This window comes from Mycolicibacterium chengduense, assembly GCF_033741155.1.
In the GTDB taxonomy this organism is placed as follows: domain Bacteria; phylum Actinomycetota; class Actinomycetes; order Mycobacteriales; family Mycobacteriaceae; genus Mycobacterium.
The window spans coordinates 305,809-322,785 of the sequence record NZ_JAWQNH010000002.1 but is presented as its reverse complement, the minus strand read 5'-3'; the positions used below and the strand labels follow the sequence as shown (position 1 = coordinate 322,785).

The 16,977-nt window shown below is 68.4% G+C and carries 15 protein-coding genes and 1 tRNA gene; 8 read left to right on the top strand and 8 right to left on the bottom strand.

Features of this window, described 5'->3' with window-relative positions; genetic code table 11:
• The first annotated feature begins 42 nt into the window (after positions 1–42).
• Genes SBI67_RS07110 through SBI67_RS07100 form a run of 3 tightly spaced genes read left to right on the top strand, consistent with a single transcriptional unit; the run spans position 43 to position 1,413 of the window.
• Positions 43–654, top strand: a complete 612-nt coding sequence (locus tag SBI67_RS07110) for a TetR family transcriptional regulator (protein ID WP_318979869.1) — start codon at positions 43–45, stop codon at positions 652–654.
• A gap of 55 nt (positions 655–709) precedes the next feature.
• Complete coding sequence (locus tag SBI67_RS07105) at positions 710–1,105, top strand: YybH family protein (protein ID WP_318979868.1); 396 nt, start codon at positions 710–712, stop codon at positions 1,103–1,105.
• A gap of 17 nt (positions 1,106–1,122) precedes the next feature.
• The gene (locus SBI67_RS07100) at positions 1,123–1,413 is read left to right on the top strand and encodes a hypothetical protein (protein WP_036400906.1); all 291 of its coding nucleotides are present in this window, start codon (positions 1,123–1,125) and stop codon (positions 1,411–1,413) included.
• Between the two features lie 3 nt (positions 1,414–1,416).
• On the opposite strand, the gene SBI67_RS07095 is transcribed toward SBI67_RS07100, so the two are convergent.
• The 4 genes from SBI67_RS07095 to SBI67_RS07080 all read right to left on the bottom strand — a co-directional run bounded on the left by SBI67_RS07095 (position 1,417) and on the right by SBI67_RS07080 (position 5,669).
• Positions 1,417–2,934: a GMC family oxidoreductase gene (locus tag SBI67_RS07095; protein ID WP_318979867.1), complete on the bottom strand. Its 1,518-nt coding sequence runs from the start codon at positions 2,932–2,934 to the stop codon at positions 1,417–1,419.
• Positions 2,935–2,957: 23 nt separating this feature from the next.
• The gene (locus SBI67_RS07090; protein WP_318979866.1) at positions 2,958–3,818 is read right to left on the bottom strand and encodes a dioxygenase family protein; all 861 of its coding nucleotides are present in this window, start codon (positions 3,816–3,818) and stop codon (positions 2,958–2,960) included.
• Between the two features lie 14 nt (positions 3,819–3,832).
• Complete coding sequence (locus SBI67_RS07085) at positions 3,833–4,660, bottom strand: alpha/beta fold hydrolase (RefSeq protein ID WP_318979865.1); 828 nt, start codon at positions 4,658–4,660, stop codon at positions 3,833–3,835.
• Positions 4,661–5,012: 352 nt separating this feature from the next.
• Positions 5,013–5,669, bottom strand: coding sequence for a GntR family transcriptional regulator (locus SBI67_RS07080; RefSeq protein ID WP_024455250.1), 657 nt, complete (start codon positions 5,667–5,669; stop codon positions 5,013–5,015).
• Positions 5,670–5,746: 77 nt separating this feature from the next.
• On the opposite strand from SBI67_RS07080, the gene SBI67_RS07075 reads away from it, so the two are divergent.
• Positions 5,747–6,754, top strand: coding sequence for a 1-aminocyclopropane-1-carboxylate deaminase (locus tag SBI67_RS07075; protein ID WP_318979864.1), 1,008 nt, complete (start codon positions 5,747–5,749; stop codon positions 6,752–6,754).
• Here SBI67_RS07075 and SBI67_RS07070 read toward each other — a convergent pair.
• From SBI67_RS07070 to SBI67_RS07055, 4 genes are all read right to left on the bottom strand, one after another.
• Complete coding sequence (locus SBI67_RS07070; protein ID WP_318979863.1) at positions 6,726–9,503, bottom strand: ATP-binding protein; 2,778 nt, start codon at positions 9,501–9,503, stop codon at positions 6,726–6,728. The genes SBI67_RS07075 and SBI67_RS07070 overlap by 29 nt on opposite strands.
• Before the next feature lie 77 nt (positions 9,504–9,580).
• Positions 9,581–10,675, bottom strand: a complete 1,095-nt coding sequence (locus SBI67_RS07065) for a Fic family protein (protein WP_318979862.1) — start codon at positions 10,673–10,675, stop codon at positions 9,581–9,583.
• 346 nt (positions 10,676–11,021) lie between these two features.
• Positions 11,022–11,095: transfer RNA gene (locus SBI67_RS07060), tRNA-Gly, on the bottom strand.
• A 56-nt stretch (positions 11,096–11,151) separates the two neighbouring features.
• Positions 11,152–12,363, bottom strand: coding sequence for a hypothetical protein (locus tag SBI67_RS07055; RefSeq protein ID WP_318979861.1), 1,212 nt, complete (start codon positions 12,361–12,363; stop codon positions 11,152–11,154).
• Between the two features lie 128 nt (positions 12,364–12,491).
• On the opposite strand from SBI67_RS07055, the gene dcd reads away from it, so the two are divergent.
• From dcd to SBI67_RS07035, 4 genes are all read left to right on the top strand, one after another.
• Positions 12,492–13,061: a dCTP deaminase gene (dcd, locus tag SBI67_RS07050; protein WP_318979860.1), complete on the top strand. Its 570-nt coding sequence runs from the start codon at positions 12,492–12,494 to the stop codon at positions 13,059–13,061.
• Between the two features lie 211 nt (positions 13,062–13,272).
• The gene (locus SBI67_RS07045) at positions 13,273–14,910 is read left to right on the top strand and encodes a DUF7159 family protein (RefSeq protein WP_318979859.1); all 1,638 of its coding nucleotides are present in this window, start codon (positions 13,273–13,275) and stop codon (positions 14,908–14,910) included.
• Positions 14,911–14,932: 22 nt separating this feature from the next.
• A complete protein-coding gene (locus SBI67_RS07040) occupies positions 14,933–16,243 on the top strand; it encodes a cytochrome P450 (protein WP_318979858.1) in 1,311 nt (436 codons plus the stop codon).
• A gap of 2 nt (positions 16,244–16,245) precedes the next feature.
• Positions 16,246–16,971, top strand: a complete 726-nt coding sequence (locus SBI67_RS07035) for a maleylpyruvate isomerase family mycothiol-dependent enzyme (protein WP_318979857.1) — start codon at positions 16,246–16,248, stop codon at positions 16,969–16,971.
• Positions 16,972–16,977: the final 6 nt, after the last annotated feature.

Here is a 16,977-nt window from a genome sequence, read left to right as displayed (position 1 = left end):
CTGTGTACGGCGTCCCGCAACAGAACGGGCAAGATTGGTGTCATGGCACGGCCGAACAAGCAGGTGGAACGGCGTCACGACATCATGGACGCGACGATTGCGCTCATCGAGCGCCATGACCTGGCCACCCTCAAGCTCTCGGATGTCGCCGAGGAACTCGGGCTGACCACCAATGCGGTGCGCTACTACTTCAAGGACATGACGCAGCTGCTGTCGGAGTTGGCTCTGCGCTCCGACGTTCGGTTCTACGACGAGCGCTTGCAGTTGCAGAGCGCCTCGGGCGATGTGCGCGAGCAGCTGGTGTTGACCATGGCCGCCGGCCTGCCCACCGGGCCCGAGGATGCCGAGTGGCGCGCGATCTGGCGGGCGGTACTCTCGGCCGGCTTCGAACTGGACCAACGCCGCGATGTACAGGGCATCTATCACCGGCAGGTCGGGCTGTACGCCGACCTGTTGACCACCGGTGCGCAGCACGGCGTGTTCGAGCTGCGGCACCCGGCGCGCGATATCGCCATGACGATCATGGGGATGGAGGACTACTTCGGGTACCGCATCGTCGCGCGGGACCCGGACTTCTGCCGGGCGACCGCGGTGCGGTTGATGCGGCAGTACGCGGAGTTGGCGGTCGGGGTGGTGTTGCCGGAGATCGACTGAGGCGATGACTTCTGCGGCCCGCGCCGGTCGATACCGGTGTGGAAAGGAGAATTCCGTGAGCGCGGAAGCCGACGTTCGAGACGTGATCACCCGGTGGGTCGACGGCATCACGGCCTGCGATGTAGAGGCCGTGGTGGCGGCGCATGCCGATGACTTTGTGCAGTTCGACGTTCCGCCCCCGTATGGCGGTGTCCGCGGGCTGCCGGCATACCGCGACACCTGGCCGTCGTTCTTCGAATTCCTGCGTGGCGGAGCAGTTTTCGAGATCGTGGAACTGAACGTCGTGGCCGGAAGCGATGTCGCCTTCGCGTATGGGCTGGCGAAGTGCGGCCGCGCCGAGGATTTCGCGAAGAACCCGGACATCCGGCTGCGGATGACCGTGGGACTGCGCAAGGTCGACGGCGAATGGTTGATCGTGCACGAGCATCATTCGTTCCCGATGACGGGGTAGGTCGGTACGGTGGGCCGGTGTTTGACGATCACCGTGAACCCGATGACGAACTGGCCGACCTGATCGCCGAGGAGGAGGACGACGAGCAGACGGCCAACGGGTCGATGCTCTCGATCCGCAACGCCGACGGTGAGGAGGTGGTGAGCATCTTCGCCACCGGTGACGAATGGAACGTGCACCTGCAGCCCGGCGGCTCGATCCGCAACGCCTTCCTGGGCAGCCGCGCCGAGTCGCCGGTGTGGGTGAGTAGCGCGGACAGTGAGATCGAGCGGGACGAGGACGGGACGTACGTGATCCGGCTGGGCTGACGGTCAGCGGATCATCGCGGCCGCCTTTTCGCCGATCATGATGGCCGCGGCGTTCGTGTTCACGGGCATGATTCGCGGCATGATCGACGCATCGGCAACCCGTACACCGGTCAGCCCGCGCACCCGCAGATCCGGTCCGACCACGGCATCGGGCCCGATGCCCATCGCGCAGGTGCCGACCGGGTGGTAGTACGTGCTGGTGCCGTGAGCCAGGAAGTCCCGCAAAGCCGCCTCGTCGGCGGCTTCGGCACCCGGCAGCACTTCGCGCGCTCGCCAGGGGCCGAAGGCCGCGGCGGCGGCGATCTCACGCGCTACCTCGATCCCGTGGACCATGCGCCGCACGTCCGACTCCACGCCCAGATAGTTCGGGTCGATCAACGGCGGGGTCTCCGGATCCGGTCCCGCCAGCCGGATCGAACCGCGCGCATCCGGCACCGTCGCAACCGCCAGTGTGAAGCTGTTCGGTGGTGCCGCCAGGTGGGGGGGATGGAACGGCACGTGGATGAACATCAGCTGCATGTCCGGGCCGGCCAGCGAGGTGTCGCTGCGCCACAGCAGCGACACCTCGGCGTGGTTCGTCTTCGCGGCCGGAATCGGTTGCGCCGCTTCGTAGACGACGCCGCATAGTGGATGGTCGTGCAGGTTGCGTCCGACCCCGGGCAGGTCGTGGACAACCTCGACACCGGTGGCGCGGAGTTCCGCCGCGGGTCCGACGCCCGACAGCAGGAGCAGTCGTGGTGAATCCACGGCACCGGCACTGATCACCACCTCCGCGGCGGCGTGGACTGTCGTTTTTCGACCGCCGTGTACGAAATCGACTCCCGTACAGTGCGTCCCCGCGAATCTCAGCGCGTGCACGCGGGAATCCGTCATGACCGTCAGGTTTGCCCTGCCGCGTACCGGGTGCAGATAGGTGGTGGCGGTGCTCTGCCGGGTACCGCCGGAGATCGACAGGTCGTGCCAGCCGGCGCCCTCGGCTCGGCTGCCGTTGAAGTCGTCGGTCGATGGGAACCCGGCCGCGGCCGCAGCGTCGAGGAACACCTGCGACAACGGATTTGCCACGTCGGCGGTGGCCGGCGCCGGGGTCATCGGACCGGCGGTGCCACGGTAGTGCGGATCGGCGGCCGGTACCGTCTCAATGCGCCGGAAATAGGGCAGTACCGAATCGTAATCCCAACCGACACAACCCGATTTGGCCCACCCGTCGAAATCGTTCGGGTGGCCGCGCAAGTACACCATTGCGTTGATGCTGCTGCTGCCCCCGAGTGTGTGGCCACGGGGCCAGTTGTGGGCGTGTCCGGCGGTGCCGGCCTGTGGGACCGTGTCGTAGGAGTAGTCGACCTCGGTGCCCCACAGCGCCGGCCAGGCGGGTGGCGCGGAGATCTCGGACCGGGTGTCGGCCGGCCCGGACTCCAGCAGCAGCACTCGGGTGGTGGGATCCTCCGACAGCCGGGCGGCGATCACACACCCGGCCGATCCGGCGCCGACCACTACATAGTCAAATTCGGCGAATTCTGTCATCTGCCAATCACTTCCAGTCGTCTTCACACCATCGTCCAGCGCTGCGGCTGGAGCACGAAGTCGTATGTTGCGAGCAGCCACGGCTCGTCGGACGTCCGCCCGTCGGGCGTCGGGCCTGCCGGGCGGTGTTCGAACTCGACCACCAGCTCGGCCTTGGTGCCGTACACGGCATCGGCGTCGAGGTACGGTGCGCCCGCCTCGAACAGATGGGTGATCAGCGGCTCGTAACCCGGGGCGGTGATCAGGAAATGCACGTGAGCCGGGCGGTGGCGGCTGATACCGGCGCGCGAGATCAGCTCGCCGACCGGGCCGTCCATCGGTATCGAGTAGCCGCGCGGTGCGATGGTTCGCACGCAGTAGCCCCCGCCGGGTTGCGAGGTGTACTTCGCACGCAGGCGCGCGTCCCCGTCGGGGAGCTGTCCCTCGTAGATGCCGTGGGCGTCGGCCTGCCACACGTCGAGCACCGCCCCGCCGACGGGCTGGTCGTGGAGGTCGCGGATCACGCCGGTGATGTAAAGCGGAGTCCCACTCGAACCCTCGGCCATGTTCGCGCCGTACTCCAGTTGGGGGGAGCCCGCGACGTGGAACGGCCCGAGGACCGTCGGCGGGGTCGCTCCGGGGTCGCGGCGGTGATTCATCTCGACGACGAGCATCGACAGTCCCAGGACATCGGAGGCCAGGATGAACTCCGCGCGCTTGGCGTCACTGATCTGTCCGGTGCGGGCGAGCCAGGACATCGCGGTCTTCCATTCGGACTCGGTGAGCCGCACCTCGCGCGCCATGGCATGCAGGTGGCGCACCAGCGCCCGCATCACCTCGGACAGCCGGGCGTCACGGGCGCCCGCCCAGCGTTCCGCCGCAAGGGCGGTGATGTCCGCACCCACGGATTGGCCCGTGGTCACGAGGCCGTGGCGCGAGCAGCTTCACCGATCAGCTCGGCGACGGCGTCGGGGTGGGAGATCGTCACGGCGTGGGACGCGTCGATCTCCACCGAGTGTGACGTCGCCCGGTCACCCATGAAGCGCATCGACTCGGCCGGAATCGCAAGGTCGGCGGTGGTGACCATGTTCCACGACGGGATGTTCTTCCACGCGGCTTTACTGGCCGGCTCGTTCAGGGCGTCCTCGGTGATGGGCCGCTGGGTCGCCGCCATCAGCTCGGTGACCTCCGGTGCCACGTCCGCGGCGAACACCCGCTGGAAGTCCTCCTGCTTGATGTAGAGGTCATTGGCTGTGCCGCCGCTCGGCAGCGGCACGGCGACGGTCTGCAGGGCGGGGCCGAGCTGTCCACCGGGGAACTTGCCGGCCAGCTGGGAGGTGCTCTCTCCCGGGTCCAGGATGAAGCTCGCGATGTACACCAGAGCCTTGACATTGGGGTTGCCCGCGGCGGCCTCGCTCATGACCGATCCGCCGTACGAGTGGCCGGCCAGCACGACCGGACCTGGCACACTCTTCAGGACAGCGGCGACATAGGCCGCATCCTCATGCAGCCCGCGCAGCGGGTTCGCCGCAGCGATCACCGGGTAGCCGTCCCGTTTCAGGCTCGCGACCACGCCGTTCCAGCTTGAGGAATCGGCGAACGCCCCGTGGACCAGCACCACGGTGGGCTTGGCTGCCGGGGCGGGCTGGTCGGGCGAGCCCGGTTGCTCGGCCGATGCGCCGCCGCAGGCCGAGAGCGCCAGCACCGCGCCGGCGGTCATTGTCGTCAACAGGGATGTGAATCTCATTGATCTCCTTGGATTTCGACCGGGACGTGATCTCGGGCGAGCTGGCGACGGACACGGCAGTCCATCGGCACCGTCGGCCCGCACGGACCACTCTGGTGCCCGTGGTGGCTGGGGGAATCAGTCATCCGACTGCCGAAGCGTCGAGCCCGGATCGGTCGCGATGCAGTCATTCGACTCGGTTGCATTGGCTGTGGTTGCCTGCCGTCGGCACGTGGCGATATATTGCATATCGCTTGCCATCGGTCGAAGCGCCGCCCAACCGGGCCCGGTGAGCCACGGCCATGAAGGGGGCGCTATGTGGCACGTCGTCAGCGAAAATGTCGTTGACGCAGTCGAAGTCGACCCTCGGCGATCAGCCGTCGGAGGCGTGCGCGTCCAGGGTCATCCAGTTCTTCCGGGTCTCGGTCGCGGCGGCGTCCGCGTCACCGGCCTCGGCGAAGGTGATGATCCGGGCATGCTGAGCCACCGAATCGCGTCCGCGCAGCGAGGCGAACCGGATGCGCTCCACCCGCCTGAGCACCGGCGTGTACTGATCGAGCACGGTGCGAACCGCCGCGTTCCCCGCGCGGTCGACGAGAATCCGATGGAATGCGTCATCGGCCGCGACGGCAGCGACGACGTCTCCCGCCGCCAATGCCTCGGCGAACGCGGCGTTGGCCGCCCGCATGCCGGCCAGATCGTCGGCGGTGAGCAGCGGTACGGCCGTGCGCGCCGCAAGCTCGTTCATCGCTGCCGTCACCGCCTGCGCGTCGGCGAGGGTGCGCGGGTCGATCGGGCTGACGATCGTGTACCGGCCGGGCCTCGTCTCGACCAGGCCCGCCGCGTCGAGGCGCGCGAGTGCTTCCCGGATCGGTGTCCGGCTGACGCCGAGCCAGGCACTGAGCTCGCCGTCGACCAGTCGCTCTCCCGGCTCGAGGGTCCCGTCGATGATGGCGTCGCGAATTCGCACGAACACGCTGTCGCGCAGCAACTGCCGCCCCTCAAGGGCACTGGCAACGGGAACCGGCATACCCCATCATGCACCGTCGAACGCGCCCCGCGAACGCCGACCCGGCGCCCGATCCCCACTCCATGGAACGAGGAATCATGTCCCTTGCCGACTTCGAACGCCATCCCCTGCTCTTCGGCCCCAGCCCCGTCCACCCGCTGGAACGCCTGACCGAGCATCTCGGCGGCGCGCGGATCTGGGCCAAGCGCGAGGACTGCAATTCGGGACTCGCCTACGGCGGCAACAAGATGCGCAAACTCGAGTACATCGTTCCCGACGCCCTGGCCAAGGGTGCCGACACACTGGTCTCGATCGGTGGTTACCAGTCCAACCACACCCGCCAGGTGGCCGCGGTCGCAGCGCGGCTGGGGATGAAGGCGCGGCTGGTCCAGGAACGCTGGGTCGACTGGCCCGACGTCGTCAACGACAAGGTCGGCAACATCCTGCTCTCCCGGATCATGGGCGCCGATGTACGCCTGGACCCCGCCGGATTCGGTATCGGCATCAAGGATTCCTGGGAGACGGCGCTCGAAGAAGTGCGCGCTGCCGGCGGCGTGCCCTACGGCATCCCTGCCGGTGCATCCGAACATCCGCTCGGCGGACTCGGTTTCGCGAACTGGGCCTACGAGGTGCAGCAGCAGGAGCGGGAACTCGGCGTCTTCTTCGACACGATCGTCGTCTGCACCGTCACCGGCTCGACACACGCCGGGATGATCGCCGGATTCGCGGGGCAGGACCGGCCCCGCCGTGTCCTGGGCATCGACGCCTCCGCGACCATCGTCAAGACCCTTGAACAGGTCGCGCGCATCGCCAGGCACACCGCCGATCTCATCGGCCTGGGCCGGCCGCTGGAGGACGACGAGATCACCGTGCTTGAAGGGTGGGCCGGTGATCGCTACGGCATCCCGGTGCAGTCCACGATCGACGCCATCCGGTTGACCGCCCGCCTCGAGGGAATGATCATCGACCCGGTGTACGAGGGTAAGTCGATGGCCGGGCTGATCGACCTGGTGCGGCGCGGTGACATCGCACCGGGGTCGACGGTGCTCTATGCCCATCTGGGCGGACAGCCCGCGCTCAACGCGTACGCGGGTGCGTTCGACTGACCGAGACGTCCGGACCCGCGTCGGCGGACAGCGCGTCGCGAAGCCCGGCTCGTGAGGACACGCCCAGCTTGGGGAACGCGCGATACAGGTGGGCGCCCACAGTGCGGTGCGACAGGTACAGCCGCTCGCCGATCTGCCGGTTGGTCAGACCGCTGGCGGCCAGGTGGGCGATCTCGAGCTCCTGCGATGTCAACGTCGACTTCGACGGCGGGTTCGAAGACCGAAACCCACTGGCGCGCAACTCCTGTCGGACACGCTCCAGCAACGGCTGCGCGCCCATCGCGGCAAAGCCGTCTCCGGCGATGAGGAGGTGCCGCTGCGCTCGCTGCGATTCCTTACGTCTGCGCAGGGCTTCGGCGTAGGCCAGGCGGATGCGGCATGCCTCGAACAGCCACCGATCCGCGGTAGGGGAGGCCAGTGATTCCTCGAGCGCGGCGTCGGCGGTCTCGTGGTCGAGCACCAGCGCCGCCACCCCGCGCTGGATCAGGTCCATTCGCGGTGACAGTGCCGCGACATCGGTAGCCCGCATGGCACCGAGGTGGGCCCCAGCTTCCGCATCGCGACCGGTGCGTAGCGCCGCCTCGACGAGGTCGAACATGACCCAGGTGCACTGCGGGACATGGACGTTGAGGACACCGGGCGCGCTGAGCGCAGCAGCATGGCGGAAGGCGGCGTCGAAGTCGCCGATGGCCGACGCGGCGAGCGCGCGGGGGTGGTGCGCATAGAGAAGGACACTGGTGGCGCCGCGGGGTCGTGCCCAATGGCTCATCTCGTCGGCCAGTGCGAACGCCTCGTCGTCGCGACCCCGGCCGGCCGCGATCACCGCTCGGTTGTACAGGAAGTACCACGTGAAGAAGGTGAAACCGGTTGCGGTGCAGAGCTCTTGCCCTTCCTGGGCGAGTTCTTCGGCTTCGTCCCAACGTCCGGTGAGGTAGTCGTCGAGGCACAGGTGCATCAGGGCGCCGATGTGTCTGCGCGGGGAACCACCGTCGCGGCCGTGGCGGACCACCCGCCAGTGCGCTTCACGCGTGTCTGCCAGCCGGTCCAGGAAGACCGATGCCGCACCGATCCGGACGATCCGCGAAGGGTCGGTCTCACCAGGGAGCGTGGCGAGCACGCGCTCCAGCTCGGGTGCTGCCGCCGCACCGGTGCGCAGCGGGTCGGCGAAGGTCCTGCTGGCCAGTGCCAGCAGCTCCGGTGGTTCGGGGGTCAGCATGCGCAGAACGCGGAAGAACGACTCCCAATGGGTGGGCGTGCCCGCGTACCAGGAGAGCAGGAGCAGCGTGTGCATCGCCTCGACCAGTGCCGCGTCGTCGGCCCGGTAACCGTGTCCGGCGGTCTCGATGGCATCGAGGAGGAGTCGGTGTGCGGTGTCGACGGCCCCGCCCCCGTTGAGCATCAGGAACGTTGCGGCGTTCGCCGCGTGCAGCGATCCGGTCGCGTCGGGGCCGGCCCGACGAGCTTCGGTGAGAAGGGTTTCCGGATCGCCGAGCGTGCTGCCGGATTCGGCGCTGATATAGGCGGCCTCGGCCAGTCTGCGGCCTCGCGCCTGGGGTGTGGTGCTGAGATCGGCTGCCCGGACCAGTGCCGACACCGCTCCACGCGGATCCCCGCGGTGCATGGTCCGGCGTGCCACCCGGTCGAGTACCTCGGCTGTCGCGTCGTTAGGGCCGACCGCTGCCGCGGCCAGATGCCAGGCCTGCCGTTCCTGGTCGGCGTGCAGTGATCGCGCCAGCATGAGGTGGGCGTGACGACGGTCCTCGTGGGTGGACATCGCGACGACAGTCGCTCGAATCAGAGGATGGCGGAAGGTGATTCGAGCGGTGCCGTCATCGACGTCGACGAGCTGCGCGTGCTCGGCCGGGGCGAGATCGGTGAGGCCCGGTTGCTCGCCGGCGACCTGACGCAACAGGCGCACGTCGCCGGTGCCCTCGAACGCCGCGACGAGCAGCAGCCGGCGGGTGGCATCCGGGAGGGCAGCGATGCGGGAGGTGAACAGTGCCTGGAGCCGATCGGTCAACGGCACGGCGTCGGGCTGGTCGACGGGAGGCGGCATGCAGCTCAGCGGGTCGGGGAGTTCGACCAGGGCGAGCGGGTTTCCCTGGGCGAGGTCGAGCACCCGTTCCCGGACGCCCGGCGACAGGTGCGGGAAGCGGTCGTCGACGAGGCGTTCGGACGCCTCGCGGTCGAGCGGTTCGACCACTTGCTCGGTCAGTCCCCGGCGATCGAGCGGACAAACAGTGCCGGTCCGGCACGACATCACCAGCCCGACGGGGTGACCCGCCACCCGTCGCGCGATGAAACCGAACACCATGGCGCTGGCGCCGTCGATCCACTGGATGTCGTCGATGAGCAGCAGCAGCGGTTTCCGTTCCGCGACCGCCAGCAGGAGGGACAGCGCGGCATTGCAGACGAGCAGCGCATCCGGTTGGGGGCCGGGCCCGAATCCGAGCGCCACCATCAGCGCATCGCGCGATCCGGGCGGAAGGCGGTCCACGTCGTGGCGCAGCGGCAGAAGCAGTTGGTTGAGCCCGGAATAGCCGATGTGGACCTCGAACTCCGAACCCGAGGCGCTCAACACGAGCATGTCCGCCGCGCGCGCCCGGTCAGCCGCGGCGGCGAGCAGAGCGGTTTTGCCGACGCCGGGCTCGCCGTTGACAAACCGGGTATCACCGCCGGTGCTTCGCACGCCCTCGAGGAAACGCTCGATCCGGTGCAGCTCGACCCCGCGGCCGAACAGTTCCGCCATGCCCACCTCTCTGCTGCAATATATTGCATATCGCCGCGTCGGGATTGTCAAGGCGGCGCGGGACGGACCACCCGGTCTTAAGTGCTCGCTCGCTCGATCCTGCGCCCTAAGTCGTCGAGTTCGTCGAGGACAAGGCTTGCGCCCCATACCTGGTCTCGTTTGCGGTCGGTCAACGGTCGTAGAACGCCGGCATCGTGCAGTCGTTTTATCGCGGCGAACACGCTGCTTCGAGGTGCATCGACAAGTGATGCGACGTCATCGGACGAAACGATCGGCGTCGCCGGTAGTAACTGGAGGAGTTTGTCGGTCGCACTGTGACGCCTGATCGGTCCGGCCATGTTGCGCCACTCCGTTGGTATCTCGGCCAATCGCTCAGCCGTGGTGCGTGATTCGGCTGCGGCGGTCCTCGATGCGTTCGCAAATGTGACTATCAGTGGGCGTAGGTCGCCGGCCCGGTAGGTGTCGAGTGCGCCGAAGTAACGCTCTCGGTGGGCAACAAGCGCCGATGCCAGGGGGACGACGACGCGCGTAGTTGCTGCCTTTCGCCGAAGGACGGCGTTGATGAGTGCCCGGCCGATCCGGCCGTTGCCGTCGGTGAACGGATGAATCGATTCGAATTGTGCGTGGACGATGGCGGCCTGAATGAGAACGGGAATGTCGGTTCGGTTTGCGAACTCGATCAGGTCGTCCATATACGTGGGCACCGTGTCTGGTGGTGGCGGCACGTAGAGCGCATTTCTCGGCGAGTGGTCGCTTCCGCCGATCCAGTTTTGGACAGTCCTTATGTGACCAGCGTGCGGCCCCTCTGTCGGATCGTCTCGCATCAGCGCCTCGTGTGCGCGCAGGATGGCGGTCATCTGTACGGGGTCGTTTTGGTTGACGCTCTCGATCATGCTGTTCAGGGCTGTCGTCGCCGCCACCATGGATACCGCGCTTGAGTTGCCGCGTCCGCCGTGGAGCGCGCGGGCGTAGTCGTCCAAGCTCGCTTCGATGCGCTCGATCTTCGACGATGCCACCGATTCTGTTCGAAGCAGGAGAGTGCTGAGCGCCCCGAGGTGCGTTCCGTGCGTGCTGTCGAGTCGAGAGATCTCGCTCATGGCGGCTTCGACTTCGACAGCGATATCCGCGTCGACGGTCGGACGGACATCGGCGATGTACGGGGGAAGGGACACCGTGACGGAACGAAGTGTTCGGTCTTCGCGGGTGCCACCCCGTTGGGTCTGTGCCCAAGGGCGTCGCTCTGCGTTGTGGCGAGGCCACGCGCCGCTGGGTCGCATCGATGCCTCCTAACTCGGACTAACGATAGCGTTAGTCCGAGTTATTACGGTAAGTCGGACATTGACCCGCGTTGGTCCGGGTTGTCGAGCGGCTAACCATCGGCGCAGGCGCTTTAGCCGCTGGAGGCAACGTTCGCATGGGGCAATCGCACGGCGAGATCTGCAGGACTCGGCTGGTCCCCTTGGTGACTACATGAACCGATGGTGAAGCAGTTCGAACCCTACTGGCGGCTGTGAAAAATGGAGCCGATGACGGGAATCGAACCCGCGTATTCAGCTTGGGAAGCTGATGTTCTGCCATTGAACTACATCGGCGTACCAGCGGTGCTGGTGATCAGGAAGGTTAGCACCGCCGGGATCGGGCACCGCAATCAGGCCGCTGCCGCGCCGCCGTCCTGGCTGCTCGGGGCGTTGGCCTCACCGTCGCTGGTGGTCCCGGTCGACGTGATCCCACCCGAGGTCGTCCCACCCGATGTGGTGGTCGTCGTCGTGGCACCTGGCGTCGCGGTGGTCGGCGTGCTCGTCGATCCGGTGCTGCCGGTGGCTCCGGTGCCGTTCTCGACGTCGGAGACCTTGGAACCGGGCTCGAACTTGTTGCCCGTCTTGGTGACATCCTCGGTGGGTTTGGGCGCGGCGGTTGGACTAGGCGCTGCGGTTGGGCTGGGCGCAGATGCACTGGGCGTCGGGTCAGCCGTCGGCGTCGGGTTGGCGGTCACGCTGGGAGCCGGCGCCGAAGGCGTCGACGCGCTCGACCCGGTGGTATCGGTTCCCGTCTTCAGTGTCACCACCGTGTCGGCCGTGCTCGGCGGCGTCGACACCGACAGCGCGGCCGCGCCGGCCACCTTCGCCGTCGGCGCGAGCGTGCTCGTCGGTTGCGCCGCCAGCGCGGTGGCGATGGTCTGCTGCGCGAATACGATGCCGTCGACGATCTTGCCGGCACCCTCGCCCAGCCCCTGCGCGATCAGTTTGACGCCGTCCACCAGCGCGTTGATGACATTGCCGATGTTGATGGGCAGCAACGAATCGACGACATTCTGTCCGGCGATGATCACCGACCGGGCGACGTCGTCGAACCCGGCGACCAGTGCGGTACCCAGCCCGATGAGGGCAGCCGGAGTGGCGGCTTGCAAGGCCAGATCCACCGCCAACGACCGCTGATTGCGTTCGATGACCGACGCCAGCAGCGGTCCGCCGATCACGGTGACGGCGCCGGCGAAGCCCTTCTCGATGGTGGTCAGCGCCCCGAGCAGGTCACCGGAGAACACCTGCTTAGTGACGGTGAGGATGAACTCGGGCGCGCCCCGCAGCGTCATCCCGACGCCTTCACCGGCTTTCGCCCAGCCGACGGCCAGGGTTGCCACGTCGACCACCTGGTTGCGCACCCACTGCTTGAGCGCCGGAAATTCCAGGATGTCGGCCACCGTGGCGGCCAACTGAATATCCGGCATCTGCATGCTGTGCACGATCGGTGGCGCGGCGAGCGGCAAGGCCGGCGGCGGGGCCACCGCGGGTGTCACCGTGACGACACCGGCAGCGAGCAGAGCGGCTGCAGGAAGGCTGAATCGGGTTGCGAGAGTGTGCATGAGAAGCTCCTGTCCGTGCTGAACCACTCGATATATTGACGCTAGCGTCAACATTGTGCGTTGGCTGTAGAACCGCAATCTCCGAGACGACTCGGCGAGGACACGCGCGGGGTGGCTAGGCTCATCGCGTGCTGCTCTCCGACCGCGACATCCGCGCCGAGATCTCTGCAGGCCGTCTGGCGCTCGATCCGTTCGACGACGCCCTGGTCCAGCCCTCCAGCGTCGACGTCCGGCTGGACAGTCTCTTCCGCGTCTTCAACAACACCCGCTACACCCACATCGACCCGGCACAGCGGCAGGACGACCTGACCTCGCTGGTCGAACCCAAGGAGGGCGAGCCGTTCGTGCTGCACCCCGGCGAATTCGTGCTGGGCGCCACCCTGGAACGCTGCAGCCTGCCCGACGACCTGGCCGGCCGCCTGGAAGGCAAGTCGTCACTGGGCCGCCTCGGCCTGCTGACCCACTCCACCGCCGGGTTCATCGACCCCGGCTTCAGTGGCCACATCACGCTGGAACTGTCCAATGTGGCCAACCTGCCGATCACGCTTTGGCCCGGCATGAAGATCGGCCAACTGTGCCTGCTGCGGCTCACCAGCCCCGCCGAAAACCCCTACGGCAGCGCTGCGGCCGGCTCCAAATACCAGGGTCAGCGCGGCCCGACGCCGTCGCGGTCCTACCAGAACTTCATCCAGTCATAGCCTGCGCACAGCCCACGGTGGCACTGTGGGGCCCCGAGAGGGTCGAGCCATCGCCGCGTGACGCGAGTAGGGTCGATTAAGTGGTCTAGCTAACGGTGCCGGATGTAACGACGCCGCCGGCGACGACGATGAACCATCGAGTCGGCGCTTTGCGCCGTGTGGGAGCGGCTTCGGCGATCTGGATGGTGTAGCAAACACTTTGGAGGGGTAAGTGGACATCGTATTAGGTGTGTCGTTGACACCTACGACGGTGCGCATGGTGCTGGTTGAAGGTAGTAAAGCCGACGGGGCCACCGTCGACCACGACGTCTTCCCGGTCGCGCCATCGAACGACTCAGCAACACCCAGTGCGGCCGATCAGGTAGTGCAGGCGGTGCTCGGCACGCAGGAAAGCGCCGAGGCCGGCGGCCACCACCTGGCCCACGTCGGCGTGACCTGGACCGACCACACCGAAGCGGCTGCGCTGCGTGACGCACTCGCCGCCCACGGCATCGCCGACGTCATGCTGGTCTCGGAATTGCACGCTGCCAGCGCCCTGGCCCAAGCGGCGGGCGCCGCCGTCGGCTACCAGTCCACCGCGCTGCTGTTCCTCGACCGCGACACCGCCACGCTGTCGGTCGTCAACGGGGACGATGGGTCCGTCGTCAAGGTCCTCAGCCGCAGTCTGCACAGCGTCGACGCCATGGCCGTGCTGGCCGATATGGCCGCCGCGGTCGCCGGTCAGTCGACCGCGCCGCAGGGCATGTTCATCGTCGGCTCCGGTGTCGACGTGTCCTCGGTCAAAGAGCACCTCGAGCACCTGGTCGACATTCCGGTCAGCGCCCCGGAGGAATCCGAGCTGGCCCTGGCGCGCGGCGCCGCGCTGGCCGCCGCCAACGCGCCCACGTTCGAGGCGTCGACCGTCGGCCTGGCCTACTCGCAGGACCCCGACGGCCCCACCGCCGGATCGGCGTACGCGGCCATGGCCGCCGCCGACACCCAACTGGCCATGTCGTCAGGTGAGGCGCCGCTGTTCGCTGAAGACGTCGACGCCGCATTCGCCGAAACGCCGCCGCCGGTCGAGGAAGGCCGCAAACCCTTCTTCCTGGTGGGCAGCGCCCTGATGTCCATCTTCGTGGTCGGCGTTGTGGCCCTTGCTGTTTCGCTTGCGGTCAGCATCCGACCGACCGCAGACCAACGTCCCTCGCCGGCCCAGAATGCGGTCGCCCCGAGCGCACCGCCTGTCGCGCCGGCCCCGGCGCCCGAGGCTGCCCCGGTGCAGTCGGCCGCGCCTGCGCCACCCCCGGCCGCCGAGACCATCAAGGCGCCCATCCCCGTGGTGCAGGAAGCCCCGGCGCCGCGCAAGGTCTACGTCGAGCAGACTCCCGCGCCGCAGGCGCCCGCACCCGAACCGGCCGCGCCGCCGCCGGCCCCCGCGCCTGAGGCGCCGCCCGCTCCTGCGGTGGTCGCCCCGCCGGTCGTGGTGCCCCCACCGGTGATCGTGTGGCCGCGGCCGCAGGTGCCGGTCTGGCGTCCGCCGTGGGATCCGGGCCCCAAACAGCAAGACCCCAGCGATGACGACTACCCGGGCCAGTACCCCGGCGGCTATCCCGGCCAATACCCGGGCGGCTCCAACGGTGGCTATCCCGGGCAGTACCCGGGTGGTTCCAACGGCGGTTACCCCGGCGGCTATCCGGGCAATGGTGGCGGCAACGGTGGCTATCCCGGGCAGTATCCGGGCGGCTCGAACGGCGGCTACCCGGGCTCGGGTAACCAGGGCGGCAACGGTCCCGGTGGCGGCCGCGGCGATCACGGCGACGGGCCGAAGAAGAGTGGCCCCTGCTTCCTGATCTTCTGCGCCCCGCGCTGAGTGATCCGTAAGCTCGGTGACCATGCGGCAACGGATTCGTTGGCTGGCTCTGCACGGGGTGGTACGCGGGCTCTCCGCGGTGGCGGCGCGCCGGGGTGACCCGCAGGGCCGGCTGATCGCCGACCCGCGAGCCCGAACCGATCCGGGCGCCTTCGCCGACGAGATGCGCACGCTGGGGCCGGTGGTCCGCGGCCGGGCCGTGCTGCTGACCTTCGACCACGCGATCGCCGCCGAGGTGCTGCGCTCCGAGGACTGGCGGGTCAGCGCCCTGGGCGTCAACCTGCCCAAGCCGCTGCGCTGGATCGTCGAGCACACGTCCGACGATCTGCTGCACCCCATCCAGCCGCCGTCGCTGCTGTCCGTCGAGCCGCCCGAACACACCCGGATGCGCAAGCTGGTCTCGTCGGTGTTCACCACGCGGGCCGTGGCGCGGCTGCGCGAACGCGTGCAGGAGCGCGCCGATCAACTGCTCGACGAACTCGGCGGCGACACGATCGACATCGTCGACCGGTACTGCTCCCAACTGCCGGTCGCCGTCATCGGCGACATCCTCGGGGTCCCGGAAGCCGACCGGCCCAACATCCTGCGCTTCGGCGAACTGGCCGCCCCCAGCCTCGACATCGGCCTGACCTGGGCGCAGTCCCAGCAGGTGGACCAGGGCATCGCCGGCTTCGACAACTGGCTGGGTGGGCACCTGCGCGAACTGCGGCGCAATCCCGGCGAGGATCTGCTGAGCCAGATCATCGCCGCCTCCGACGGCGGCGCGGCCGGCGCCCCACTGACCGAACGTGAGCTCAAGGCGCTGGCCGGGCTGGTTCTGGCGGCCGGCTTCGAGACGACGGTCAACCTGCTGGGCAACGGCATCCGGATGCTGTTGGACCACCCCGAACACCTGGACACCCTGGCCGCCCGGCCCGAGCTGTGGCCCAACACCGTCGAGGAGATCCTGCGGCTCGATTCGCCGGTGCAGATGAGCGCCCGCCTCGCCGGTCGCGACGTGGACCTGGCCGGCACCCCGGTGCAGCGGGGTGAGCTGATCATCGTCCATCTCGCCGGCGCCAACCGTGACCCTGCGGTATTCGCCGACCCGCACCGCTTCGACATCGAACGCGACAACGCCGGCCGGCACCTGTCGTTCTCGGCGGGCCGGCACTTCTGCCTGGGCGCCGCGCTCGCCCGCGCCGAGGGCGAGGTCGGCTTGCAGACGTTCTTCGCGCGCTTTCCCGACGCCCGGCTGGCCGGTGCCGGTGCCCGCCGGGACACTCGGGTGCTGCGCGGGTGGGCGACCCTGCCGATCGCCCTCGGGCAGGCGCGTCCCGCGCTACGGTCGTAGGTGTGGACTTCCGGGCCGCCCTGCTCGAGCAGACCAAACTTTTCGGTGACGTGATCCGTCAGGCGGATCCGTCGACCCCCGTACCGACGTGCCCGGACTGGACGCTCAAACAGCTGTTCCGCCACGTCGGTCGCGGAAACCGTTGGAGCGCAAAGATCATCAGCGACCGCCGGTCCGAACCGCTGGACCCGCGCGACGTCCCCGACGGCAAACCGCCCGACGACCCCGACGCCGCCATCGCATGGCTGAACGCCGGGGCCCAGCTGATCCTCGACGCCGTGGAGCAGGTCGGGCCGCAGCGGGTGTGGACGTTCCTGGGGCCGCGGCCGGCCGGCTGGTGGATCCGCCGCCGCCTGCACGAGCTGACCGTGCACCGCGCCGATGCCGACCTGGCGACCGGAGCGGATTTCACCCTGTCGGCCGAGCTCGCCGCCGACGGCGTGAGCGAATGGATCGAGCTGTGCACCGCGCGCGGCCAGGGCCTGGCCCCCGGGCAGCGGCTGCACCTGCACGCCACCGACGAAGCGCTGGGCCCGACGGGGGAGTGGCTGATCGTCAACGACGAAGACGGTCTGGCGTGGTCGCATGCGCACGCCAAAGGTGATGCAGCGGTGCGTGGCTCCGCCCGCGACCTGCTGCTGGCCATCACCCGGCGCCGCGACGACGCTGTCGAGGTGCTCGGCGACTCCGCCGTATGGGATGGCTGGCTGGCCGGCACCCCGTTCTAGAGTTGT